The organism is Altererythrobacter sp. TH136 (assembly GCF_007065885.1).
Taxonomy (GTDB): domain Bacteria; phylum Pseudomonadota; class Alphaproteobacteria; order Sphingomonadales; family Sphingomonadaceae; genus Tsuneonella.
The window spans coordinates 1001556-1026217 of record NZ_CP041409.1; the positions used below are offsets into that span (position 1 = coordinate 1001556).

Here is a 24662-nt window from a genome sequence, read left to right on the forward strand (position 1 = left end):
GCGTCCTAGATCAGCTTTGGGAGCGGGAAAAGGCATTCTTGGTCTTGAGGCTGGGCTTTTCCGCCCACGGTTCGTCCGGCCAGCGGTGCCTGGGATAGCGGCCCTTCATCTCCTTCTTCACGTCCTTCCAACTGCCGCGCCAGAAGCCCGGCAGATCGCGGGTGGACTGAAGCGGGCGCCCGGCGGGGCTGGTGAGCTTGAGCAGCAGCGGCGTGGTTCCGATCATCGGATGCACTTCCAGCCCGAACAGCGCCTGGACCCGAACCTCGACACTGGGCGCGTCGTCGCCGGCGTAGTCGATCGCATGGCTGGTGCCCGCGGGACTGGTGAATTCAGCCGGGGCATAGCGTTCCAGGTCCATTCGCTGCTGATAGGTCAGCCGATTGTGCAGCGCTTGGCGGATCGCCGCGGGATCGAGTTTGCGCAGCGAGTTCAACGCCCCGGCGATGTCGCCCAGCCAGTCTTCGGCATCGGCCTTGAGCGCGGGCTCCGACAGCGCCTCGATCCCGGCATACCGCGCCCGTGCGAGCAGGGTGCGGCACGCCGGCGACAGCGGCAGCGCCGCCAGCCCTTCCCGGCGAAAATGGTCGACCAGCAGCGCGATTACCGCGCCCTGGGCCGCCGACGGGTCGTGCCCGCGCGACAGTACGATGGCACCCAGCCGCCGCTCGCGCACCGGCTCGGCCGCCTCCCGCTCGGCGATCCAGCGGACGTGGCAGCGCTCCTCGATCCGGTGGTCCAGCCAGCGGGTCAGTTCGGCATACGGCAGTTCGATCGCGGCGGTGATCCGTGCCCCTTGCGCCGAGCCTTGCGCGTCGCCGATCGCCAGCCATTCGGCGCCCGCGAGGGGGGACGTCCGCTCCAGGCGGTAAGCGCGCCCGCCGGCGGAGAGCCATTCTTCCGCATCCGGGCCCCGCCGCCGCGCCACCCGGTCGGGGAAGCCCTCCGCCAGCAGCACCCCGGCAGTCGGCGCATTGGCAGCGGCGTCTTGGCCGGTCAGCTCCTCGGCGCGGCGCGCCCAGCGGGCGGCGAGCTTGCGCGCTGCGGTGGCGGAGGGCGAGCGGTCGCCCCGCCAGCGGGAAAGGCGCTGGGCCAGGTCCTCACCCCGCCCGCCCAGTCCCCGCTCCTGCAGCAGCAGCGCCAGTTCGGCGCCATCGCGCGCAGCCCCGTTCTGCGCTGCGAACAGCACCATGTGCGCTGGGCCAGGGGCCATCGCCAGTTGCGCCATCGCGCGGCCGTGTGCGGTGATGCGCCCGTCCCCGCCGATCGCGCCCAAGCTCGCCAAGGCACTTCTCGCGGCAGCCACTGCGGCGGGGGGCGGCGGATCAAGCCACGGCAGGCCCGCCGGATCGGCCGCGCCCCATTGGGCAAGCGCCAGCACCAGTGGCGCAAGGTCGGCGGTGAGCATCTCGGGCGCCTGGAACGCCGGACGGCCAGCGTGCGCGGCGGCTTCCCACAGGCGATAGGCGACCCCCGGCCCCTGCCGCGCCGCGCGGCCGGCGCGCTGGGCGGCGGCGGCCTGGCTCGCCCGGCTGGTAACCAGGTGTGTGGTTCCGGCTGCCTTGTCGAACGCAGCGCCGCGGGCCAGCCCGCTGTCGACCACCACCGACACGCCGTCGAGCGTGAGCGAGGTTTCAGCGATGCTGGTCGCCAGCACGATCCTGCGTCGTCCCTGCGGATCGCGGCGGATCGCGGCGCGCTGGGCAGCGGGTTCGACCTGGCCATGAAGCGGCAGGATCGGCGTATCGGCAAGGCGCGGCTCGAGCCGCTCGCGCACCCGTTCGATCTCCCCTACCCCCGGCAGGAAAGCGAGCAGGTCGCCCTCGGTTTCGCGCCATGCCTGCATGACCGCGTCCGCCATCGCATCCTCGATGCGCTTGGCGGGAGCCGATCCCAGCCACCTGATTTCCAGTGGAAAGGCCTTGCCCGCGCTCTCGATCACCGGCGTACCGAGGCCGATCAGATCGGCGAAGCGCGCGCCGTCGATGGTCGCGGACATGACCACCACCCGCAGATCCTCGCGCAGCACCGCGCGCGTTTCCAGCGCCAGCGCCAGGCCAAGGTCACCGTCGAGATGCCGTTCGTGCGCTTCATCGAATAGCAGCGCCGAAACGCCCGATAGCTCGGCATCGTCGAGCAGCCGATTGACCAGGATCGCCTCGGTCACGACCAGGATGCGGGTGCGCGCGGATTGCTTGCTGTCGAGCCGGGTGAGGTAACCGACCGTCTCGCCCGCCTTCTCGCCCATCAGCTCCGCCATCCGCTCGGCAGCGGCGCGGGCGGCCACCCGGCGGGGCGAAGTGACGATGACCTGTCCGGTGCACCATGGCTGACCGAGCAGCGCGGGCGCGACGGCAGTGGTCTTGCCGGCACCGGGGGGAGCGATCAGCACGGCTCCGGTTCGTTCGCGCAGCGCCGCGAGGAGATCGGGCAGCACCGCGTCGATGGGCAGATCGGCGCTCATCGACCTGGCCTACCCACCCTGCCGTTCGAGCGGAAGCTGGGACTGGTTGCGGCGATCACATGCATCGGGGAATGAAGCCCCGCCTTCTCATGGGGCAACGCAGAGGTTCAGTACCCGCGCGCCACCGCGAACTGGGCGGCCTGGGTCATGGCCCGCCGCGCTGCGCCGTCGGGAAAGATCGACAGCGCATCGATCGCGCGCTGGGCGAAGTGGCGCGCCCGCTCGCGCGTGGCCTCCAGCGCCTGATGCTGCGCGATCAGCCGGGTGGCTTCGGCGAGCGCCTCGTCGCCGCCGCGATGGCCGGCGATGGCCGCCTGCCAGAACTTGCGCTCAACCTCGCTGCCGCGGGCATAGGCGAGGATCACCGGCAGGGTCATCTTGCCTTCGCGGAAGTCGTCGCCCCGCGCCTTGCCCATGGTGCTGGCATCGGAATCGTAGTCGATCGCGTCGTCGACCAGCTGGAATGCGATGCCGAGGTTGCGGCCGTAATCGTCGAGCGCCTGCTCGCGCCGGTCGTCGCATTCGGCCACGACCGCCGCGATCCGGCTGGCAGCCGCAAACAGCGCTGCCGTCTTCGCGCCGATGATCGCGAGGTAGCGTTCCTCGCTCGTTTCGATCTGGCGCTGGGCGGTCAGCTGGTCGACCTCGCCCTCGGCAATCACCGCGCTGGCATTGGACAGTATCTTCAGGACCTTGAGGCTGCCGTCCTCGACCATCAGCTCGAACGCGCGGCTGAACAGGAAATCGCCCACCAGCACGGTCGCCGGATTGCCGAAGATGATGTTGGCCGCCGCCTTGCCGCGGCGCAGGTCGCTGCCGTCCACCACATCATCGTGCAGGAGGGTTGCGGTGTGGATGAATTCGACCGCGGCGGCGAGCTTGTGATGCCGCGCGCCGTTATATCCCACCAGCTCGGCCCCCGCGAGCGTCAGCATGGGCCGCAGCCGCTTGCCCCCGCCCGAAATCAGGTGGCCCGCCAACGCCGGGATCAGCGGAATCTTCGACTGCATGCGGTCGAGGATCACGGCATTGACCGCGTTCATGCCGGGCGCGGTCAGCGCAAGGATGGGGTCGAGGGACGGCGTCTCGCCTGCGTGTCGCTTCAGCGGGACGATGTCGGCGCTCATGGCGCGCGACATGGGGGGCTGGACCACGCTTGGCAAGCCGGGAATCGCCGCTATCGTGCGCCGCCAGATGACCGACGCCCCCGATCCCGTGCTGGCCGCTTATCGCAAGAGCATCGACAATTTCGATGCCGCGCTGATCCATATCCTGGCCGAACGGTTCCGCATCACGCAGGCGGTCGGCGAATACAAGGCGCACGCCCAGTTGCCCCCGGCCGATCCCGCGCGGGAGGCGGCGCAGATCCAGCGCCTGCGCACGCTGGCGGAAGAGGCGCAGCTCGATCCCGAATTCAGCGAAAAGTTCATCCGCTTCGTGATCGACGAGGTGATCCGGCACCACGAACAGGCGCGCGAAGCGTAGCTCCCCGGCCCGTTACCCAGCGCGTTATCCGGCCCTGGGCAGGATTAGCCGGACCAGCAGGCCGCCTAGATCCTCGCTCTCGCCCAGCGTCACCCCGCCGCCATAGATTTCCGCCACATCGCGCACGATCGCGAGGCCGAGGCCAGTACCAGGCTTGCCGGTGTCGAGCCGCGCCCCGCGTGCGAAGATGCGGTCGCGCTCGGCATCGGGGATGCCCATGCCGTCGTCCTCCACCCAGATGACGCAGGCGGCGTCTTCCGGTTCGGCATCCACGGTCACGAACACGCTGCCCCCGCCGTACTTGGCGGCGTTTTCGATCAGATTGCCTAGAATTTCATCGAGGTCCTGCCGTTCGATGGCGACCGTGGCCCCGCGGTTGCCATCAAGATCGAAGCGCACTTCGGGATACAGCCGCTCGACCGCACGACGCACCGCTTCGGCGCTTTCGCACACCGGCGTCCGCGCGTGGCCGACAGCGCGGCGGCCCACGGCGCGCGCGCGGGCGAGGTGGTGATCGACATGGCGGCGGATCGTGCCCGCCTCGCGGATCACCGTGTCGGCAAGGTCGGGCGACTTGGCGGTGGCCGCGTTGTTGATCACCGTCAGCGGGGTCTTCAGCGCATGCGCGAGATTGCCGGCGTGCGTGCGCGCTTCCTCTGCCTGCTTTTCCGAATGGGCGAGGAGGGCGTTGAGCTCCTCCACCAAGGGGCGCACTTCCTGCGGCAGCGGGTCGGCGACCCGGTTGATGCCGGTGGTGCGCATGTGCTGGATGGCGATCCGCACCCGGCGCAAGGGGCTGAGGCCATACCAGGTCTGCAGCGCCGCCATCAGGAATAGGCCCAGCCCCAGGATCGCGAAGCTCCACACCAGGATCGAGCGGATGCGCTGGATCTGCTCGTCGAGCTGCACGCGTGCCGAAGCGACGGTGAAGGTCCAGCGCGCATCGCTGAAGGGCAGCGTGACGGTACGCTCGATCACGCGCAGCGGCTCATCGGGAAACTGGGCGCTGTCGTAGAAGTGCGGCATCGAATCGACGTGGTCGGGCCGGGTGGCGAGGGTCTTGTCCCACAGCGAGCGTGAGGGATACCCCTCCTGCCCCTGCGCGCTGATCTGGAAATAGAGGCCGCTATTCGGTTCGAGGAAGCGCGGTTCGCCGATGGTGCGGTTGAAATAAACCTCGCCGTCCGGGCCGATCTCGGCCGACACCAGCATGGAATTCAGCAGGTATTCGAGCTGATCGTCGAAATTGCTCTCCACCAGATTGGTCAGCGTCCGGTCGAGCGCAAAACCGCCGCCGACCAGCAGCAGCGCGATCCACCCGAACGCGATCAGCATCATCCGGCGCGCCAGGCTGCCGGTGTGCGGGACGTGCGCCGGCTCCGCGCTCACCGGCGCTCCGGACGCAGGATGGCCCGCGTCCTGGACGGCCGGCTCAGTTGGCGCGCGGCTGGCCGTCGGGATCGTCGAGGCTGTATCCAAGACCGCGGATCGTGGTGATGACATCCGCGCCCAGTTTCTTGCGGATACGGGTGACGAAGACTTCGATCGTGTTGGAATCGCGATCGAAGTCCTGATCGTAGATATGTTCGATCAGCTCGGTGCGGCTGACGACCTTGCCCTTGTGATGCATCAGGTACGACAGCAGCTTGTATTCCTGCGCGGTCAGCTTGACCGGCTCCCCGGCTAGGGTGACCCGACCCGAACGGGTGTCGAGCCGGACCGGCCCCGCGGTCAGTTCGCTGGACGTGTTGCCCGATGCGCGGCGGATCAGCGCCCGCAGCCGGGCGATCAGTTCTTCCGTCTGGAACGGCTTGGCAAGGTAATCGTCGGCCCCGGCATCGAGGCCGGCGACCTTGTCCGACCAGCTGTCGCGCGCGGTCAGGACCAGGACCGGGAATTTGCGCCCCTCTTTCCGCCACATGCCGAGCACGGTCAGGCCGTCGATCTCGGGCAGGCCTAGGTCGAGGATCACCGCGTCGTATTCCTCGGTCGCGCCCAGGAAATGACCGTCTTCCCCGTCCGTCGACAGGTCCACGGCATAGCCGGTCTGTTCCAGCGTGGATTTGAGCTGCTTGCCGAGAGTGGGCTCGTCCTCGACGATCAGGATGCGCATGGGCGAGTGATCCCCTGTGTGTTCTATCTTGCCGCCGCGATGTGGGCGCAAGACATGAACGCGTCAACCGAGCGCGCGGTTTCCGAACCGTCGCCTCAGCGGGTGACGCCCAGCACCCGGCCGGTCCGCGCATCGACATCGACGTAGGTCACGTGGCCCTTCTGGTCGATGAACTTCAGGCGGTACGCCATCGCGGTCGCGTCGTACGCCGGACCCAGATACTGCTGCCTGTCCATCGTGGGGACCACGCGGCTTTCGATCTGCCGCAAGCTGAGCACGTTGCCCGCACGCATTTCCTTGCGCGCTTCGCCCTGGTCATTGCGCTGGGCCAGAGCGGGCGCAGCCGGCGCAAGCAGCGCAGTCACGGCAAGCGCGGGGGCGAGCATAAGGGCGAGAAGAGAGGCGACCGGCTTGTTCATGATGCCGACCTGATTACAGCCGGTGCATTGAACAACCCGTGAATGTCGCCTCCCCACGCTGTTCAGGTGGGCGCTGCCCGACTCAGCGGGTCATCTCGAAGGTCACCGATACGGTGACGGAGGTGCCGACCAGCCCGGGCTCTACCGGAGTGCTCTTGGCATCCATCGAGGCAGCGCGCGCCTCGGCGTACGGCATCGGGCGGCCGGGGTTCACCGCTTCGTCGATCGACAGCAGCCGGACGCCGTTATAACCCGCCCAGCGCGCGTATTCGGTTGCCTGGGCCTGGGCCTTCCTGAAGGCTGCCTGGCGTGCTTGCGCGCGGGGCGCGGTGTCGTCGTCGATCGAGAAGCTCGGCCCGCCGATGTCGGTCGCGCCCGCCGCCACCAGCGCATCGAGCACCGGTCCGGTCCGCTTCACGTCGCGCAGGGTCACGCTGACGCGGTTCGAAGCCTGGTAACCGCGAAACACCTGGCGCTGGGTCTGCTGGTCGTAATCGTACTGCGCGCCTAGGTTGATACCCGTGGTCTGGATGTCGGCCGGCGCGATGCCCAACGCCCTGATCCGCTGCACCACGCGGTCCATCGCGGCGGCGTTCGCACGCATAGCCTCGACCGCGGTCGCCGCCTGCGTGGTCACCCCCGCGCTGACGTCCGCGATATCGGGTTTCGCCTTGACCGTTTCGGTGACCGCAAGCTCCACCACCGGGCCTTGGGAGGTCACCTGAACCTCGGCGGCGGCGGCGGGCATGGCAAGCGATGCGGCGGCAAGCGAAAGCACGGTGCGGATCATTGAGAGGCTCCTTATCATTTCTGAAGACCTAGCTGGCTCGGCCGCGATTACGCGCGGGTGAACCGGCTTGTTCCCCTTCCCCGCCGTCGCTAGGTGCGGCCCCCTATGGCACAGCCTCCGATCTTGAGCTGGGAAGGGCTCGGCCTGCAACAAGCCGGGCGCTGGCTGTTCGGTGGGCCGGGCACAGATGGCCTCGACCTGCACATCGGCCCGCGCGACCGGCTGGCGCTGATCGGCCGCAACGGCGCGGGGAAGACCACGCTGTTCCGCCTGATCGACCAGCAGATCGATCCCGACCGCGGCCTGCGCAAGGTGAAGCCCGGCACGCGCATCGTGCTGCTGGAGCAGGATCCGAACCTGACGGGCTATGCCACCCTGATGGATTGGGCGCTGGCGGGTGATCAACCCCCGGCCGCGCACGAAGTGGAGGCGATCGCCGGCCAGCTGGGCATCGACATGACCCGTCCGGCCGACAAGGCGAGCGGCGGCGAGCGGCGGCGAGCGGCCATCGCCCGCGCGCTGGCGCAGGAGCCGGACCTGCTGCTGATGGACGAGCCCACCAACCACCTCGATCTGGCCGCGATCGACTGGCTGGAGGACTGGCTCAGCCGCTACACCGGCGCGTTCGTGGTGATCAGCCACGACCGCACGTTCCTCAAGCGCCTGACCAACGCCACGCTGTGGCTCGACCGGGGCGGGCTGCGCCGCAAGGACGTGGGCTTCGGCGGCTACGAGGCGTGGGAAGAACAGGTCTATGCCGAGGAGGCGCGCGCCGCCGAACGGCTCGACGCGCGGCTCAAGCTGGAGGCGCACTGGCTTGAACGCGGGGTGACCGCCCGGCGCAAACGCAACCAGGGGCGGCTGGAGAAGCTGTGGCAGATGCGCGCGCAGCGCGCGGCGATGATCGACCCGCAAGGCGCGGCCAAGCTCAAGCTGGCGACCGACGGCGAGTTCAAGTCCAAGTCGGTGATCGTCGCCGACAAGGTCTCCAAGTCGTTCGGTGACCGGCGGATCATCCGCGACCTGACCCTGCGCATCCAGCGCGGCGACCGGATCGGCGTCGTCGGATCGAACGGCGCGGGCAAGACCACGCTGCTCAAGCTGCTGACCGGCGAGCTGGCACCCGACAGCGGCACCGTAGAGATCTCCAAGCGCCTGACCGGCGTGATGATCGACCAGCAGCGCAGCGTCATGGCGGCCGACAAGACCGTGCGCGACGTGCTGGCCGAAGGCGGCGACTGGATCGACGTGCGCGGCCACCGCACGCACGTCCAGGGATACCTCAAGCAATTCCTGTTCGAACCGGCGATCGTCGATACCAAGGTCGGCATGCTGTCGGGCGGCGAGCGCAGCCGGCTGCTGCTGGCGCGCGAGTTCGCCAAGGCATCGAACCTGCTGGTGCTCGACGAGCCGACCAACGATCTCGATCTCGAAACGCTCGACCTGCTGCAGGAAGTGATCGCCGATTACGAAGGCACCGTGCTGATCGTCAGCCACGACCGCGACTTTCTCGACCGGACCGTGACCGTCACCCTCGGCCTCGACGGAAGCGGCACGGTCGACGTGGTGGCTGGCGGCTACGAGGACTGGGTCGCCAAGCGCAAGGCGCGCAGCACGGCTGCCAAGGCCTCCGCGCGGTCCGAACGCACCCGCGAACCGGCCCCCGCCCCGCCCCAGGCCGCCCGGACGAAGCTGACCTACAAGGACCAGCGCGACTATGAACTGCTGCCCGCGCGGATCGAGGAACTCGACCAGGCGATCGCGCGGGGGGAGGATATCCTGAGCGATCCGGACCTGTTCACCCGCGATCCGCAGCGCTTTGCGACCATCAACCAGGGGCTGGCCAACGCGCGGGCCGAAAAGGACGCCGCCGAGGAGCGCTGGCTCACCCTGGCAGAGATGGTCGAACAGCAAGCGGTATAAAAGCTTGCCCCGGTGACCGTCGCGGGCGCATTGCAGTTTCATGACACGGCCACTCGACCCGGCGCCACCCCGCCGCATCCAGCGCAACCTGCTCGCCAGCGGCGAGAAGCACCTGCTGGCGTGGCTGTGCCCGCGGCTGCCGGCGTGGGTGACGCCCGATGGCCTGACCGCGCTGGCGCTGCTGTCCGCCGTCGCGATCGGCCTCGGCTATGCGCTGAGCACCTGGAACCCGTGGTGGCTGGCGCTGTCGGTCGCCGGGTACTTCACGCACTGGTTCGGCGATTCGCTCGACGGGACCATCGCGCGTTACCGGCGGGTGGAACGGCCGCGCTACGGTTATTTCATCGACCATAGCTGCGACGGGCTGGCGACCCTGCTGATCCTGGGCGGCCTGGGGGTGAGCCCGTATCTGCAGGTGGAGGTCGCGCTGTTCGCGGTCGTCGCCTATCTGCTGATGTCCGTGCATACGTTCCTGCTCGCCAAGGTGGCTGGCGAGTTTCCCCTCTCGCACCTCGGTGCCGGACCGACCGAGTTGCGGATCGTGCTTATCGCGCTGACCGTGATCATGGGGTTCCTGGGCCCGGACGTCGGCCGGGTCGCGGGGTTCAACGGATTCGATATCCTGTTTACCGCGCTGGCCACGCTGCTGGTCGTCCTGTTCATGGTCCAGACGGTGCGCGAAGGCCGGACGCTGGCGGCGCTCGACCGCGGCAGTCAGAAAATCCGGTAGAACCGCGCCACCCGATCGAGCGCGATCCGCAGAACCACCTTGCCGCTGCGCGCCGGCCACGCCAGCGCCCTCTCCGCATCGGGCAATGTCTCCCCGGCACAGACCACCCGCCACAGCACGTCCGACAGCCCTTCGCCGGCGGCGCCGATCGCACCGTCGAAGCGCGCCTTGGCGGCGATCTGCCGCTCGCCCGGGGTCAGGCCGGTGTCCCCGGTCGACCGGATGCGCACCGGATCCCACCGCATGGTGACACTGGGAGCAAGCTGGGCACGCTCGTAATCGGCTCGCAGGCGCTCGCCGGCATCGAACAGCCGATCGTCGAGATGGCCGCGCGCATGGAGCCAAGCGATGGGCGATTCGCCCAGGTTGACGGTCACCGTCCGCCGCTTGTCCTGCGTGGCTCCGGACCGCCGTGGACCTTCCGGCGTGAGTTCGCGTTCGACAAGTTGGCGGCGCATCGGATTCTCCTCGCTGAGAAACGCCGCTTGCCAAAAGGGGTTTGCTGTAGGAAAGCGGAAAACCGATTTGGTTAGGACGCTTCGCCTGTGATTAACCGCATCCGCGACATCCGCCGGGAGAAAGGCATGACGCTGGCAGACCTCGCCGATGCTTGCCGCCCGCCCACCACGCCTCAAACGATCGGCCGGTTGGAGACGGGGATGCGCAACCTGTCGATCAAATGGATGGACCGGATCGCCGCCGCCTTGGGCGTGGAGGCGGAGATGCTCATCCGGTCCGAAGGCAGCGCGCCTGCGCAGGTGATCGCCCAGCTGACCGCTGGCGGAGCCGAAGCGCTCAGCAGCCCGCGCGATGCCTTGCTGCCGAGCGAACTGGGCGGTGAAGCGGTGCGCGTGGTGCTCGCGATCGAGGAGAGCGCGGGCGAATACCGCGCGGGCGACCAGCTGTGGCTGCGCCAGATCGCGCCGGAGGACGCGGGCCGCGCCGTTAACCGCGACGTCCTGGTCCCGCGGAAGGGCGGCCGCTTCGCGTTCGGCCGGCTGATCGATCGGCAAGGCGGCAAGGTGGGCGTGCTGCCGGTCGGCGCGGGGCAGAAGCAACTGGTGGTCGACGATCCGGCGTGGATCGCGGTCGCCGAAATGCTCGTGCGCCGGCTGTAGCTACGGTCATGAAGCGCGTTCTGTCGCTGGCGACGCTCTATCCCAACGCCGCTGCGCCCCGCTTTGGCACTTTCGTCGCGCGCAGCCTGGAAGCGCTGGCGGCGCGCCGCGACTGGCAGGTAACCGTGATCAACCCGATCGGCGTGCCGCCGGTGGCGTTTGGCCGGTACCGCGCGCTCAAGGCAGCGGCGACCGATGGCGTGGAGCACAGCGTGGCGGTCCACCGCCCCACCTTTCCGCTGGTCCCCAGGGTGGGCGGCCGGATCAACCCCGCGCTGATCGCGCGCACGGTGCTCCCCCTTGCCCGCCGGCTCCATGCCGAAGCGCCGTTCGACCTGGTGGACGCGCAGTTCTTCTACCCCGACGGGCCCGCCGCGGCGCGCATCGCCCGCGCGTTGGACCTGCCATTGTCGATCAAGGCGCGCGGCAGCGACATCCATTACTGGAGTACCCGCCCATGGGCGCTGGCGCAGATGATTGCGGCGGGGAAGCACGCAGGCGGATTGCTGGCGGTCAGCGGCTCGCTGGCCGGCGACATGGCGACCATCGGGCTGCCCGGGGACAAGGTCACGGTTCACTACACCGGGCTGGACCGCGATCGGTTCCGGCCCCTGCAACACACGCAGCTGCGCCGGCGCCTCGGCCACGAACTCGGCGTGGCGCTGCCCGATACGGCGCCGGTGCTGGTGACCCTGGGCGCGCTGCTGCCGCACAAGGGCCAGTCGCTGGTGATCGACGCGCTCGCCGACTTGCCGGAAAGGACCGTGCTGCTGCTGGTTGGCCGGGGCGACGACGAAGCCCGGCTGCGAGCCCAGGCGCGCTCACTCGGGGTGGCGGACCGGGTCCACTTCCTCGGCAGTCTCGATCACGACCTGCTGCCCCTGGTACTGTCGGCCGCGAATGCGATGGTGCTGCCTTCGGCCCGCGAGGGCCTGGCCAACGCCTGGGTCGAAGCGCTGGCCTGCGGCACACCGCTGGTGATCACGGACGCGGGCGGCGCGCGCGAGGTGCTCACCGCGCCTGAGGCCGGGCGGATCGTCGCCCGCAACGCGCGGGCGATCGCCGAGGGGGTGCGCGAGCTGCTCGAGGATCCGCCGCAGCGCCAGGCCGTGGCCGCGATGGCCGAGCGGTTCAGCTGGCAAACCCACGCAGAGGCGCTGGCCCGATACTACGAAAGTCTACTCGCCTAGACCTCGCCGCGCGCGATCCGCTCGGCCTGGTTGGGCCCCTTGTCGGTCGGCACGAAGCTGTCGGACTTGACCCCGAACCAGATCAGCAATGGCGCCGCCATGTAGATCGAGCTGTAGGTGCCGACGAAGATGCCCAGCGTGATCGCAGCGGTCAGGCCGAACAGGCTCGCGGGCCCGAACAGCAGCAGCGGGATCAGCGCGATCAGCAACGTCATCGATGTCATCACGGTGCGCGCCAGCGTTTCGTTCACCGACAGGTCGAGCAATTCCGGCAGCGGCATCTTGCGGAATTTCTTCAGGTTTTCGCGGATGCGATCGTAGATCACAATCGTGTCGTTAAGCGAATAACCGATGATCGTCAGGATCGCGGCGACGATGTTGAGGTCGAATTCGAGCTGGGTCAGCGCAAACATGCCCAGTGTCAGCGACACGTCGTGAAGCAGCGCGAAAAGTGCGCCCACCCCGAACTGCCATTCGAACCGCACCCAGATGTAGATCGAAATCGCGATCATCGCGAACAGCAGCGACATCAACCCCGTCTGGAACAACTCCCCCGATACCTTGCCGGATACCGAGTCCACCCCGTCGATCCGCACTTCCGGATGTGCCGCCTTGAGCGCGCCCGTGATCCGGCTGGCCATGGTGTTGGCAAGATCGGGCCGCGCTTCCGACCCTTCGGGCAGCTTCATCCGGATGGACGCTTCGTTGGGCGCGCCGAACCGCTGGATGATCGGATCGCCGTAACCCAGCCGGGTGATCTCTTCGCGCATCGAGGCGACCGGCGCATCAGCCTGTCCCACGAAGGTTGCCCGGATCATCTGCCCGCCGACGAAATCGACGCCCAGATTGAGCCCCTTGGTCATCACCAGCCCCCAGCTGGCGGCGATCAGCAGGATCGAGACGACGTAGAACGGGATCCGCCACTTCAGGAAGTGGATGTTGGTGTGATCGGGCACCAGCTTGAGGAGTTTCATGGCTTTCGGCCCTCGATCAGATGTGCAGGTCGGTGGGGCGCTTGCGGCGCAGGTAGCCGGCAACCCACATGCGGGTGATGGTGACGGCGGTGAACACCGAGGTGATCACGCCGATGACGAGCACGACGGCAAACCCCTTCACCGGGCCCTGACCGAACAGGAACAGCAGGGTCGCTGCGATCACGTTGGTTATGTTCGCGTCGAAGATCGCGCGGCTCGCCTCGCTATACCCGAACTCGACCGCCTGGACGACGCGCCGGCCTCGGTGCCGTTCTTCGCGGATACGCTCGTTGATCAGCACGTTGGCGTCCACCGCGGCGCCGATGGTCAACACGAAGCCGGCGATGCCGGGCAGCGTCAGCGTGGTGTTGAGCACCGCCATGATGCCCAGGATCATCACCACGTTCAGCACCAGCGCGGCGCACGCGTAGACCCCGAACCGCCCGTACGTGACGAGCATCAGGATCAGCACCAGACCGGTGCCGATGCCCATCGCGATCATCCCGCTGCGGATCGAATCCGCGCCCAGGTCAGGCCCGACGGTCCGCTCCTCGATCACCTTGAGATCGACCGGCAACGCGCCGGACCGCAGCGCGATCGCGAGCTGGTTGGCGCTTTCGGACGTGAAGCTGCCCGAGATTTGCGCAGTGCCGCCGCGGATCGGTTCGTTGATGTTGGGTGCGGACAGCACCTTGTTGTCGAGGATGATCGCGAACGGCTTGTTGACGTTCTGCGTCGTCAGCCGGGCGAACTTGGCGGCGCCCTGCTGGTCGAACTGAATGTTGACGACCTGTTCGTTGGTCTGCGGATTGACGCTGGCCTGCGCGTTGGTGAGGCTGTCGCCCTTGATCCCGCCGAGCCGCCGAACCGCGAGGTTCTGGCCGGTGAACGGCGTCCCTTCGGCATACGGGAAGATTTCGCTCCCCGGGGGCGCATTGCCCGCCTGCACGTCGCTCGGCAGCGCGGTCTCGTCGACCAGCTTGAATTCGAGCTTCGCGGTCTGCCCGATCAGCGCCTTGAGCTGTTCGGGATCTTCCTGCCCGGGCGCCTGCACCACGATCCGGGTGTCGCCCTGGCGGATGATCGTTGGCTCCAGCGTGCCGATCGCGTTGATCCGCCGGTCGATCACGTCCTTGGCGCTGTCCATCGCCTGGTCGAGCGCGGCGTCGAGCCCTTCCTGCGTCGGGGTCAGCACGAAACGGGTTTCGTCGACCACCTCCAGCGTCCATTCGCGGCGCAGGCCTTCGCCGTTGACCAGCGGCAGCAACAGCTCGCGCGCGCGATCGACGTCGCTGGCGCTCTCGACCATGAAGCTGAGGCGCTGGCCCTGGGTCGACACGTCGCCAATGCGAACCGCGGGGGTGGCCTGCCGCATCACGGTCCGGACCGATTCCTCCATCGTTTCCAGCCGCTGGGCGGCGATCTGGCGGCTGTCCGCTTCGAGCAGGATGTGACTGCCGCCGGCGAGGTCCAGCCCGAGATTGATCGACGGGTCCGGCAGGTTCTGCGGCCACTTGCCGCCAGCCAGCGACACCAGCGATGGCAGCGCGGCGAGCGAGACCAGGATGATCACGCTCCACAGCCAGATCTTCTTCCAGCGCGGGAAATCGAGCATTGTGCGCTGCGCCTCAGTCGTTCGCGGCAGAGCCGGCGGGCGGGATCACGTCGCCGATCGTGTGCTTGACCGCCTTGACCTGAACGCCCTTGCCCAGTTCGAGCTCGACGTAGTTATCATCCACCTTCAACACCTTGCCGACCAGACCGCCAGCGGTGACCACCTGGTCACCCCGCTTCAGCCCGCCGATCTTTTCACGGTGCAGCTTTGCCTGGCGCATCTGCGGGCGGATCAGCAGGAACCAGAAGATCGCGATCATGCCGACGATCGGCAGCCAGCTGATCCATACCGGGGGCGCGGCACCACCGGCGGCGGCAGCGAGAAAATCGAGCATCGTCAAAATGGTCCGTTCGAACGAGAATGGGCGCCGGAAAACGTAGGAACTCTCGCTCCAGCGGCAATGGCGGCGCGCCTAGCAGCATCGCCTGGCAAGGGCAATCGAGTGACAACCGTTGCGCGCGCGACACACCTGCACTTGCGCAGCTTGCGCTGCCGGAATGCCGGACCTATAGGCGCCCGCTCCACTGGTCTCGGGACGTAGCGCAGCCTGGTAGCGCATCACACTGGGGGTGTGGGGGTCGGAGGTTCGAATCCTCTCGTCCCGACCAGTGGTTTCAGCTTTCTTTGCCAGCGCGCGCCCCGCCGCGGGCATGGCTGTCCTGCAAGAAGCGAAGTCTACGCCGCGCACGCCCGCAGCGCCCGCCGCTCCGCGGCCAGCAGCGATCGATTTCGGGGGTCCGACAGCGTCGCGTCCACCTCATCCAGCGCGGCAAGGGCGCGGGTGCGCGCGTTGACGTCCCCCGCCAGGTACGGACGCAGCTGACCGAACGCGCTGGCGAGGTAATCTTCGAAGCCCAGCCGATCGGCGACCAGCCGGGCCTCGCCTCCCTCGCCCGCCATAACGTCGGGGGCCGGTCGCATGAGAGCAAGTTCGGACAAGGCCGCGCCCAGCCAGTCGATGCAGGCGATCGCGGTGAAGGGATCATTGACCCCGGGCGACAGGGCGCGCGTGGCGATCTCCACCAGTTCATCGATGCCATAGCGCAAATCCTGCTGCGCGCTCCGGCGATCACCGATGGCGAAGGCGGCGTTGCATGCTTGCGCGATCGACGGATCAACCGCTTCTCTAGGCCAGACCTCCACGATCGCGCGGCCGTTGTGCATGAAATCACCCGCGCGGCGGACCAGCCGCACCGTCAGCTGATGACGCTCGGCGAAATCGATCAGCACGCCTTCGTCGATCGCTTCGATATAGCCTGTCCGGTCGGCGGCGACGCGGACCGCTCCATCGAGGGGCGATGCCGGCGGTCCGGGTAACAGGTCGCTGCGCTCGGCGGCACGGTCGCGGATGTCGCTGAGCAGCTGCCTGCCGATCTTCGCGATCACGTTGTTGATATGGATGCCCGAGGTGACATGGTGCACGAAGTAGATCAGCACGCTGATCGACAGGATCGCCAGCGCCAGCGCGCCGAACATCGCTACGTGCGGCACGAATGCCTCGCGCACGGTGCCTGCCCTGTCGGCGCTCGCTTCTTCCGCGCTGCGGATCGTTCGCAACACCACCAGGCAATAGAGGAACGTTCCCACGAACACGCCCAGGGTCACCTGATTGCCGCGATCGCGGATGAAGTTGCTCAGCAATCGCGGCCCGTACTGGCCCGAGGCGTAGGTCACGGCCGCCAGGGTGATGGAGAACACCACGCCCGCGACAGTGATGGTCGACCCTGCGATGGTGGCAAGGATCTGGCGGGCGCCATCGGGGCGCGTGCCATAGAGCCATTCGTAGCGGCCCAGCCAGGCATCCCCGATCCGCACGTCGAGCAGGATCGCGGCAAGACCCAGCACCAGGCCGACCAGCGCCAGAAGCCCGGGGACGAACCAGTAGCTGTCGCGGATGTCCTCGACCAGCTTCCGCACGCGTACGCGAAACGCCACCCGCTTAGCCCGCGCGCGTCGCTGGCGGCGCACAGGGCGCCAGGAAACCGCGCGTCACCGCGCAGCCGCTGCCGGCACCCGGCCCGCCGTCGTCGGTCATGTGCTTCCCCTTTTGAGGGTCAACGCGGGTCAGCGGGAATGGTCCCGGGGTCAATCGTACGTCACGCCCGGCAACCCCTGCCCGCCATCGGCGATGAAGGCGTCGATCCGCGCTTCGAGTTCGGGCAGCGGCACGGATCCGAGCGCCAGCACCACATCGTGGAACTTGCGGATGTCGAACGCCGCACCCAGCGCGCCTTCGGCCTTGGTCCGCATCCGCCGGATGGTCATTTCCCCCAGCTTGTAGGCGAGCGCCTGGCCGGGCCACGAGATGTACCGGTCCACCTCGGTCTCCACCTCGTGCCGCGACAGCGCGGTGCGGTCCGCGAGATAGGCGATGGCCCGGTCGCGGGTCCAGCCATCGTGGTGAATGCCGGTGTCGATCACCAGCCGCGCGGCACGCCACATCTCGTAGCTCAGCCGGCCAAAGCGTTCTTCCGGCGTGCGGTAGATGCCCATCTCCTCGCCCAGGAACTCGGTGTAGAGGCCCCAGCCTTCGCCCATCCCGCTAAAATAGAGGTTGCGGCGGAACTTGGGCTGCTCGCCCTGCTCCTGCTGGAACGCCATCTGGAAGCTATGCCCCGGCGCGCACTCGTGCAGCGTCAGCGCGGGGATGTTGTACAGCGGGCGGGACGCGAGGTTGTAAGTGTTCATCTGGCACGCGTCCAGACCGCCGCGCCCCGCGGTATAGAAGGGCGCGATCGCATCGGCGACCGGCCGGATAGTGAAGCGCCTGCGCGGCAGGAAACCGAAGTAATCGGCCAGCTTCCCGTCCACCCGCTTCACCACGTAGGCGGATACGCCCATCAGCTCGTCGGGCGTGGCCGCGACCTGCGCGGGATCGGTGCGCAGCTTCTCGGTGAACTGCGCGATCGTGCCGGTGAAACCGACCTCGGCCATGATCTTGCGCATTTCGCCTTCGATCCGGGCGACTTCGGCCAGGCCAGTCCGGTGGATCTCCGCGGGCTTGAGGTCGAGGGTCGTGTACTGGCGGATCTGCTGCTGGTAATACGCCTTGCCATCCGGCATCGCCTCGGCCGCCAGCGTCGTGCGCGCCTTGGGCGCGTACTCGTCGCGCAGGAATGTCAGCAGCTCGGCATAAGAGGGGGTGACGCCTTGCGCGATGGCCGCGCGCCCGTCCGCCCTCAGCCGCGCCTTGTCGGCGTCGGAAAATCGCGCAGGCATGTCGGCGAAGGCGCGCCAGAACGGGCTCTTCTCCGGCTCGTCGACGGTATAGGCCGCCAGGCTCCCGTCGCGCCCCGCCAACGTCACGCGCGGAACGCTGAACCCGCGCTTCAAACCTGCGCGCGCGTTGGCGATCTGCTCGTCGAAATGGCGCGGCAGCGCGCGCAGGCGGGCGATGTAATGCTCGTACTCGGTGACCGTCTGGTATCCGGTGGGCGCGTCCCAATAGCTCCAGAAATTGGAATCGCTGTCGAACGGCATCTCCCATTCGGCAAACTTCGCGTCCTCGATCGTCTCGGTCAGCGCGGCGCGCAGCACGGCGGCGTTGGTCTTTTCCGGGGATGACAGCGCCGCCAGGTCGATCGCGCCGAGCCGCCTGCGGAACTCTACCGCCTGCGCGGCGCGGGCCTGCTGGGCAGCGGGCGTCGCGGGCGCGATGGTCGGCCCCTGGTCGGTCGATCCGTCCGCGTTCTCGATCCAGCCGTACTCGCGCACCTGCCAGTTCCAGTATTCATCGTAGAGCGCCTGCAGCGCCTCGTCGGCAGGCCCCGCGGCGGCGTCCTGCGCGGCGGCGTCCTGCGCGGCGGCGGTGGTGGCGGACAAGGAGAGGGCGGCGGCAAGCAACAGCGTCGATTTCATGCGCGCCTTCCTGCTGCCCGGCCGGCGTGCTGTCAAACCTGGCGGGCCAGAGCTACGAATGGTGAAAGAATTTTCCTACACAAACCCATCTGGTTACAGACCGACCGTTTCAACCGGAGTAAGCACATGTCTATCCTCGACGTCCTGATCGGTCCCGTCACCTCGATCATCGACAAGGTCATTCCCGACAAGCAGGCCGCCGCGCAGGCGAAGCTTGAACTGTTGCAACTGGAAGGGACGCACGAACTCAGGCTGATCGAAACCCAGCTATCGGCCATTGTTACGGAGGCTGCGTCGTCCGATCCCTGGACCAGCCGCGCGCGGCCGAGCTTCCTCTATGTCATGTACGTGATGCTGCTCGCCGCGCTGCCGATCGGCATCCTGTCGCTGTTTGCCCCCGGCACCGCCGAGACGATTGCCGGATCGATGACCGCATACCTGCGCGGCCTGCCGGAGGAACTCTACGCCCTCTTCGGCACCGGCTACCTCGGCTACACCGCCGCGCGCCAGTGGGGGAAGATCAAGGGGGTGGAGGGATAAGTTGTTTCGGCTCTGAACAGTGTGACACGTGTGACACTCGCCCCAGTCCGGCATGCTTGCACGCCGGGCCGCGGGGTCTGTAAGCAGCGCGGATGAGCAACCTCGTCTATGTCCTCAACGGTCCCAACCTCAACCTGCTCGGCACGCGGGAGCCGGAGATCTACGGCTCCGCCACGCTCGACGAGATCGCCAGGATGCTCGAGGACCGGGGGCAGGAACTGGGGCTGGAAGTCGACGTGCGCCAGTCGAACCATGAGGGCCATCTCGTCGACTGGCTGCACGAGGCGAATGCCGAAGGGGCCAGGGCGGTGCTGCTCAACGCCGGGGCCTATACCCATACCTCGATCGCGCTGCTCGATGCGATCAAGGCGATCGCCGTGCCGGTGATCGAAGTGCATCTGTCCGATCCACTGACGCGCGAGGCGTTCCGGCACGTATCCTATGTCGGCATGGGCGCGGTGGCCGAGGTGAAGGGCCTGGGTCCGCAAAGCTATGTCACCGCGCTGGAAAAGGCGGCGGCGCTCTAGCGGCTTGCTAGTGGCTTGCGGTTGGCGGACGAGCCGCGCATAGGCACTCGCCTGACACAACAAGGGGCAGGCAATGGCCGAAACCAAGGACGCAAGCGCGCGGAGCTCGGGCATGAACGTCGACACCAAACTGGTCCGTGAACTGGCCGAACTGCTGGCGGAAACCGGGCTGACCGAAATCGAGGTCGAAGATGGCGACCGCAAGGTCCGCGTCGCCCGCGGCGGGGTGATGATGGCGTCCGCGCCGCAACCGATGGCGGCCGCGCCAGCCGCGGCACCCCCGTCCGCCGCAGTCGCGCCGACGCCGGCTGCACCGACCGCGAATGCAGACGCGCTCAAGTCGCCGATGGTCGGGACCGTCTATCTTACGCCGGAACCGGGCGCCCAGCCGTTCGTCAAGGTCGGCGACACCGTCAAGCAGGGCGACACCCTGTTGATCGTCGAGGCGATGAAGGTGATGAACCCGATCGCCGCCGACAAGGCAGGGACGATTGAGGCGATTCTGGTCGAGAACGCGCAGCCGGTGGAATACGACCAGCCGCTGGTCGTGATCGGCTGATCCGGCCATGCCGATTACCCGTATCCTGATCGCGAACCGCGGCGAAATCGCGCTGCGGATCCATCGTGCGGCCCACGAAATGGGCATCGAGACGGTCGCGGTGCACTCGACCGCCGATACCGATGCGATGCACGTGCGCCTGGCCGACCACGCGGTGTGCATCGGTCCGCCGCCGGCGACCGACAGCTACCTCAACGTCGCGGCGATTATCTCGGCGGCCGAGATCGCCCATGCCGATGCGATCCACCCCGGCTATGGCTTCCTGTCGGAGAACGCCAAGTTCGCCGAGATCGTCGAGGCGCACGGCCTCGCCTGGATCGGCCCCAAGCCCGAGCATATCCGCACGATGGGCGACAAGGTGGAAGCCAAGCGCACCGCCGGCGCGCTCGGCCTGCCGCTGGTCCCCGGCAGCGATGGCGCGGTCAGCGACTTCGATGAAGCGCGCGCCATCGCGGCGGAGATCGGCTATCCCGTGATCATCAAGGCTGCGAGCGGCGGCGGCGGCCGCGGCATGAAGGTGTGCGAGGCGGAAGAACAGCTCGAAACGCTGATGCGTCAGGCCGGCAGCGAGGCGAAGGCCGCGTTCGGCGACGCCACGGTCTATATTGAAAAATACCTCGGCAACCCGCGCCACATCGAATTCCAGGTGTTCGGCGACGGGCGCGGCAACGCGGTCCATCTGGGAGAGCGCGACTGTTCGCTCCAGCGCCGGCACCAGAAGGTGCTGGAGGAAGCGCCCTCGCCGATCATCACCGCGGAAGAGCGCGATCGGATGGGCATGATCTGTGCGAACGCGATGGCGGACATGGGATACCGCGGCGCGGGCACGATCGAATTCCTGTGGGAAAACGGCGAGTTCTATTTCATCGAGATGAACACGCGTCTGCAGGTGGAACACCCGGTGACGGAGATGATCACCGGCATCGATCTGGTGCGCGAACAGATCCGCATCGCCGATGGCAAGGACCTGTCGTGCAGCCAGGCCGACATCACCTTCACCGGCCACGCGATCGAGTGCCGCATCAATGCGGAAGACGCCTGGACCTTCGCCCCTTCACCGGGAATGGTCACCGCCTATCACGCCGCCGGCGGGATGCACGTGCGGGTCGATAGTGGGCTTTACGCCGGGTATAAGATCCCGCCGTACTACGACAGCATGATCGCCAAGCTGATCGTTTATGGCCGCAACCGCGAACGATGCATCATGCGGCTGCGGCGGGCCCTCGAGGAAATGGTCGTCGAAGGCGTCAAGACCAGCATCCCGCTCCACCGGGAACTGATCCGCCAGGACGATGTCCTCAGCGGAGATTATTCGATCAAATGGCTGGAGGACTGGCTCCGGGAACGCGAAGCCTAACTTTCGCGGGTGCTCAAGGGGATAGCAGGGGGCGAGCCGGTCTGGCCCGCCCCCCGCGATTTGCTTACGTGCGCGGGCGGCTGCGGTTATGGCCGCCGGCGTTGTACATCACTTCGGACGTGCGATCAGCGTCGTAGCCCGATTTCTCGTCGTCGACGGACATGAACACCGCGCCGTCCTTCATCCGCGGGCTGTAGTACGCGGCGTCATCGTCATCGACGCCGTGGCCCTTCAGCACTTCGTTCATCGACCCGAACGCCGCGCCAGCCAGCGCGCCGATGCCCATCGCTTCGGGCACTACGCCGGCCGCGATCGCGCCAGCCGCCGCAATCGGGCCAACGCCGGGGATGGCGAGCGCCGCAACGCCGAGACCGGCACCCAAGGCGCCCCCGCCCAGAATACCGCGCAGGATGTTCTGGTGGTCTTCATCGGTCACGTTGCCGTCGGCGTCCGTAGTGATGGTGGTGCGGCCATGGTGGGCTACGACCGAGATCGAATCGTCGCGCACCCCGGCGGTGCGCAGGTCGTCGACCGCGCGGCGGGCATGGTCATGGCTGTCGAAAATGGCGTGAGTAGGCATGCGAATCTCCTTGTGGGTTATCACATACTCAAGCGCCGGCGCGGCGATGCGTTCCGACAGGGATTCGACAATCTGCCAAGCCGCGCGGTTTAGTCGGCGAGCGGCACCCCAGGTTCCTGCTTGGCGGTCCGAATGGTCAAAGATGTCTTTACGTTATCGACATTTGGCGCGGGCGTGAGCTTGCTTGTCAGGAACTCCTGGAAGCTCTGCAGATCGGGGCTGACGATCTTGAGGATGAAGTCGATCTCGCCGTTGAGCATGTGGCACTCGCGCACCTCGGGCAGCGACTTCATGTGATCCTCGAACTCGCGCAAGCTGCTTTCCGCCTGGCTTTTCAGGCTGACCATGGCGAACACCGTGATCGCAAAGCCGAGCTTCGACGGATCGAGATCGGCATGATAGCCGCGGATTACGCCCTCTTCCTCCAGCGCGCGCACGCGCCGAAGGCATGGCGGGGCGGTGAGGCCGACCCGGCTGGCGAGTTCCACATTCGTCACCCGGCCTTCGCTTTGCAGCTCTGCCAGCAGTTTGCGGTCGATATCGTCGAGATTGGCCATTGCCGCGCCCCCGCGAGATGGTACCCAGACATCGCCGGGCAATAAAGGCGGCAGATTACGGCACCGCCTGCTAATTTTATTGTTTCTGCCAGCAATTGTCCCGCTTTGCAACGCGGGGCCGAGCCCCAATGTTCACATCGGCGCTCCGTGATAGAACGAGCTGGGATACCGCCTCGCACCCGCGCCGAGCGCCTGACTGGAGCATGATGCACTTCGACGACCGCCTTGCCACCGTCTTGCGCCACCGGGCGACGGGTGAGCGTGCGGCCATGACCCAGTTCCGCCAGTTGCTCGACCTGCTGGGCAACCGCCGCGCCGGCCGCGACGAATCCATGCTTGCGGCCGCGTGGCTCAGGCTGGCGGCGCTGGGCGAGACGATTGCCGCTGACCAGCGCGCGATGATGATCCGGGAACCGGGACTGCGGTTCCGCAACCCCGAACTGGCGCTGCACCTGGCCGAGGACGAGCCCGAGGTCGCGGCGGCGGCACTCTCGGTCGCGCAGCTGAGCGTGCACGACTGGGACGCGCTGATCCCGCGCCTGCCGATCCGCGCGCGCGGCTTTCTGCGCTTGCGGCGCGACTTGCCGCAGGCGACTCAGCACGTGCTCGACCGGCTTGGGATTCGCGACCGCGGTCTGCCGAGCCCCTATCCCGCCATGGACGCGGCGCCCGCCGCCCCGCTCCCGCCCCTGCGGCCGGTCCCGGCCAACGACCTGGCGGAGAGCGATGACGACTCCGCCAGCGAAATCGGCGCGCTGGTCCGCCGGATCGAGACTTTCCGCAAGACCCGCGCCGCGCGTCCGCCGGAAGAAGCGCCGCGCCTGCCGCTAAACGAACGGCCCGACCAGGCGCGCTCGCGGTGCGAGGGGTTCGCTTTCACCACCGACGCCGAAGGGCGGATCGACTGGGCCGATGCGCCGATCGCGCCGATGGTCATGGGGGCACTCGTCCCCGTCGCCGCGGACAGCGGGCGCAACCAGCACCAGCCGCTGCGCCGTGTCGCGATGACGTGGAGCGGCGCTCCGGCGGTAGCGGGCGACTGGCTCATCGATGCGGGTCCCCGCTTCTCCGATCCGGGTGGCCGGTTCATGGGGTACGCGGGCCGGTTCCGGCGGCCAGCACTCGCCGCCGCTGCCGCCGCGTCCAGCCCGCAGGCAGATCGCATGCGTCAGTTGCTGCACGAACTGAAGACCCCGGTGAACGCGATCCAGGGCTTTGCCGAGGTGATCCAGCAACAGCTGTTCGGACCCACGCCGCACGAATACCGCGCCCTGGCCGCGACGATCGCGGGCGACGCGGCGCGGATGCTGGCGGGGTTCGACGAACTTGACCGGCTGGCCCGGCTGGAGAGCGGCACCCTCTCCCTGGACGAAGGCAGCTCGGACTTTGCGCAGACCTTGCAGGGGCTGACCGTACAACTGGGCGAGGTGTTGCGCAGCCGCAATGCGCAGTTTCTCAGCGAGATCGACGGGGCCGCGGGCGCGGTGCCCCTCGCCCGCCACGATGCCGAAGCGCTCGCCTGGCGGCTGCTGGCGACGGCGACCGGCGCGACCGGTCCGGGCGAAGTCATTGCCCTGCGCCTCTCTCGCCTGGCGAACGGCGTGCAACTGCGCATTGCCCTGCCCGCCTCGCTGGCGACGCAGGACGACGTCTTTGCCGCTGACTATCGCGCGGGCAGCGGCGCGGTGAGCGCGGGGATGTTCGGCGCCGGCTTCGCGCTGCGGCTCGCCCGGGCGGAGGCGCAGGCCGCAGGCGGCGACCTGGTGGCCGCGAACAAGGCGCTGATCCTCACTCTCCCCGGCTTGACCGCCGCCGAGGGGCAACTTAGCCACGACCGCGCTGGCGCCGCTCACGGCTGACCTC

24 protein-coding genes and 1 tRNA gene are annotated in these 24662 nt (G+C 67.8%); 11 read left to right on the forward strand and 14 right to left on the reverse strand.

The window, feature by feature from the left end; genetic code table 11:
* Window positions 1-10 precede the first annotated feature (10 nt).
* Together hrpB and C0V74_RS04955 are read right to left on the reverse strand one after the other, a co-directional pair.
* Window positions 11-2464 (reverse strand): ATP-dependent helicase HrpB, encoded by a 2454-nt coding sequence (gene hrpB / locus C0V74_RS04950; RefSeq protein ID WP_143250877.1) that lies wholly within the window; start codon window positions 2462-2464, stop codon window positions 11-13.
* A gap of 107 nt (window positions 2465-2571) precedes the next feature.
* The gene (locus C0V74_RS04955; RefSeq protein ID WP_143250878.1) at window positions 2572-3591 is read right to left on the reverse strand and encodes a polyprenyl synthetase family protein; all 1020 of its coding nucleotides are present in this window, start codon (window positions 3589-3591) and stop codon (window positions 2572-2574) included.
* Window positions 3592-3658: 67 nt separating this feature from the next.
* On the opposite strand from C0V74_RS04955, the gene C0V74_RS04960 reads away from it, so the two are divergent.
* Window positions 3659-3949: a chorismate mutase gene (locus C0V74_RS04960; RefSeq protein ID WP_143252167.1), complete on the forward strand. Its 291-nt coding sequence runs from the start codon at window positions 3659-3661 to the stop codon at window positions 3947-3949.
* Between the two features lie 24 nt (window positions 3950-3973).
* Here the strand turns inward: C0V74_RS04960 and C0V74_RS04965 are convergent, their stop codons facing one another.
* The 4 genes from C0V74_RS04965 to C0V74_RS04980 form a co-directional block, all read right to left on the reverse strand.
* Window positions 3974-5287: a HAMP domain-containing sensor histidine kinase gene (locus C0V74_RS04965; protein ID WP_246844994.1), complete on the reverse strand. Its 1314-nt coding sequence runs from the start codon at window positions 5285-5287 to the stop codon at window positions 3974-3976.
* A 94-nt stretch (window positions 5288-5381) separates the two neighbouring features.
* Entirely contained in the window at window positions 5382-6062 is a 681-nt protein-coding gene (locus C0V74_RS04970) for a response regulator transcription factor (RefSeq protein ID WP_131624350.1), read from the reverse strand.
* Window positions 6063-6157: 95 nt separating this feature from the next.
* Entirely contained in the window at window positions 6158-6481 is a 324-nt protein-coding gene (locus C0V74_RS04975) for a PepSY domain-containing protein (protein WP_131624348.1), read from the reverse strand.
* An 82-nt stretch (window positions 6482-6563) separates the two neighbouring features.
* Window positions 6564-7271: an SIMPL domain-containing protein gene (locus C0V74_RS04980; protein WP_246844969.1), complete on the reverse strand. Its 708-nt coding sequence runs from the start codon at window positions 7269-7271 to the stop codon at window positions 6564-6566.
* A gap of 105 nt (window positions 7272-7376) precedes the next feature.
* On the opposite strand from C0V74_RS04980, the gene C0V74_RS04985 reads away from it, so the two are divergent.
* Both C0V74_RS04985 and C0V74_RS04990 read left to right on the forward strand, forming a co-directional pair.
* Entirely contained in the window at window positions 7377-9194 is a 1818-nt protein-coding gene (locus C0V74_RS04985; RefSeq protein ID WP_143250880.1) for an ATP-binding cassette domain-containing protein, read from the forward strand.
* Between the two features lie 40 nt (window positions 9195-9234).
* Window positions 9235-9924 carry a CDP-alcohol phosphatidyltransferase family protein gene (locus C0V74_RS04990; RefSeq protein WP_143250881.1) on the forward strand — a complete coding sequence of 230 codons (690 nt, stop codon included), beginning with the start codon at window positions 9235-9237 and terminating at the stop codon, window positions 9922-9924.
* On the opposite strand, the gene C0V74_RS04995 is transcribed toward C0V74_RS04990, so the two are convergent.
* Window positions 9909-10382, reverse strand: coding sequence for a DUF6456 domain-containing protein (locus C0V74_RS04995; RefSeq protein WP_143250882.1), 474 nt, complete (start codon window positions 10380-10382; stop codon window positions 9909-9911). The genes C0V74_RS04990 and C0V74_RS04995 overlap by 16 nt on opposite strands.
* Before the next feature lie 87 nt (window positions 10383-10469).
* On the opposite strand from C0V74_RS04995, the gene C0V74_RS05000 reads away from it, so the two are divergent.
* Both C0V74_RS05000 and C0V74_RS05005 read left to right on the forward strand, forming a co-directional pair.
* Window positions 10470-11042 carry a helix-turn-helix transcriptional regulator gene (locus C0V74_RS05000; RefSeq protein ID WP_131624342.1) on the forward strand — a complete coding sequence of 191 codons (573 nt, stop codon included), beginning with the start codon at window positions 10470-10472 and terminating at the stop codon, window positions 11040-11042.
* 8 nt (window positions 11043-11050) lie between these two features.
* On the forward strand, window positions 11051-12232 hold the full coding sequence (locus C0V74_RS05005; protein WP_143250883.1) for a glycosyltransferase: 1182 nt from the start codon (window positions 11051-11053) through the stop codon (window positions 12230-12232).
* On the opposite strand, the gene secF is transcribed toward C0V74_RS05005, so the two are convergent.
* The 3 genes from secF to yajC are packed head-to-tail and all read right to left on the reverse strand — an operon-like array spanning window position 12229 to window position 15155.
* Window positions 12229-13206 (reverse strand): protein translocase subunit SecF, encoded by a 978-nt coding sequence (gene secF / locus C0V74_RS05010; protein ID WP_131624568.1) that lies wholly within the window; start codon window positions 13204-13206, stop codon window positions 12229-12231. The two genes, C0V74_RS05005 and secF, sit on opposite strands and share 4 nt — an antisense overlap.
* Before the next feature lie 16 nt (window positions 13207-13222).
* The gene (gene secD, locus C0V74_RS05015; RefSeq protein WP_143250884.1) at window positions 13223-14821 is read right to left on the reverse strand and encodes a protein translocase subunit SecD; all 1599 of its coding nucleotides are present in this window, start codon (window positions 14819-14821) and stop codon (window positions 13223-13225) included.
* Window positions 14822-14834: 13 nt separating this feature from the next.
* The gene (gene yajC, locus C0V74_RS05020) at window positions 14835-15155 is read right to left on the reverse strand and encodes a preprotein translocase subunit YajC (protein WP_131624336.1); all 321 of its coding nucleotides are present in this window, start codon (window positions 15153-15155) and stop codon (window positions 14835-14837) included.
* Between the two features lie 197 nt (window positions 15156-15352).
* On the opposite strand from yajC, the gene C0V74_RS05025 reads away from it, so the two are divergent.
* Window positions 15353-15429, forward strand: a tRNA-Pro gene (locus C0V74_RS05025).
* 67 nt (window positions 15430-15496) lie between these two features.
* Here the strand turns inward: C0V74_RS05025 and C0V74_RS05030 are convergent.
* Both C0V74_RS05030 and C0V74_RS05035 read right to left on the reverse strand, forming a co-directional pair.
* Window positions 15497-16738, reverse strand: a complete 1242-nt coding sequence (locus C0V74_RS05030; protein ID WP_210413450.1) for a DUF2254 domain-containing protein — start codon at window positions 16736-16738, stop codon at window positions 15497-15499.
* A gap of 168 nt (window positions 16739-16906) precedes the next feature.
* On the reverse strand, window positions 16907-18679 hold the full coding sequence (locus C0V74_RS05035; protein ID WP_143250886.1) for a DUF885 family protein: 1773 nt from the start codon (window positions 18677-18679) through the stop codon (window positions 16907-16909).
* A gap of 126 nt (window positions 18680-18805) precedes the next feature.
* On the opposite strand from C0V74_RS05035, the gene C0V74_RS05040 reads away from it, so the two are divergent.
* The 4 genes from C0V74_RS05040 (at window position 18806) to accC (ending at window position 21662) form a co-directional block, all read left to right on the forward strand.
* Window positions 18806-19219 (forward strand): holin family protein, encoded by a 414-nt coding sequence (locus C0V74_RS05040; RefSeq protein ID WP_143250887.1) that lies wholly within the window; start codon window positions 18806-18808, stop codon window positions 19217-19219.
* Between the two features lie 92 nt (window positions 19220-19311).
* A complete protein-coding gene (locus C0V74_RS05045) occupies window positions 19312-19746 on the forward strand; it encodes a type II 3-dehydroquinate dehydratase (RefSeq protein ID WP_143250888.1) in 435 nt (144 codons plus the stop codon).
* Between the two features lie 73 nt (window positions 19747-19819).
* The gene (gene accB / locus C0V74_RS05050) at window positions 19820-20305 is read left to right on the forward strand and encodes an acetyl-CoA carboxylase biotin carboxyl carrier protein (protein ID WP_143250889.1); all 486 of its coding nucleotides are present in this window, start codon (window positions 19820-19822) and stop codon (window positions 20303-20305) included.
* A 7-nt stretch (window positions 20306-20312) separates the two neighbouring features.
* The gene (gene accC, locus C0V74_RS05055) at window positions 20313-21662 is read left to right on the forward strand and encodes an acetyl-CoA carboxylase biotin carboxylase subunit (protein ID WP_143250890.1); all 1350 of its coding nucleotides are present in this window, start codon (window positions 20313-20315) and stop codon (window positions 21660-21662) included.
* A gap of 64 nt (window positions 21663-21726) precedes the next feature.
* Here accC and C0V74_RS05060 read toward each other — a convergent pair whose 3' ends face one another.
* Window positions 21727-22242, reverse strand: a complete 516-nt coding sequence (locus tag C0V74_RS05060; protein ID WP_143250891.1) for a hypothetical protein — start codon at window positions 22240-22242, stop codon at window positions 21727-21729.
* 89 nt (window positions 22243-22331) lie between these two features.
* The gene (locus tag C0V74_RS05065) at window positions 22332-22799 is read right to left on the reverse strand and encodes an Lrp/AsnC family transcriptional regulator (protein ID WP_131624303.1); all 468 of its coding nucleotides are present in this window, start codon (window positions 22797-22799) and stop codon (window positions 22332-22334) included.
* A gap of 203 nt (window positions 22800-23002) precedes the next feature.
* On the opposite strand from C0V74_RS05065, the gene C0V74_RS05070 reads away from it, so the two are divergent.
* Window positions 23003-24658: a histidine kinase dimerization/phospho-acceptor domain-containing protein gene (locus C0V74_RS05070; protein ID WP_246844970.1), complete on the forward strand. Its 1656-nt coding sequence runs from the start codon at window positions 23003-23005 to the stop codon at window positions 24656-24658.
* Window positions 24659-24662 lie beyond the last annotated feature (4 nt).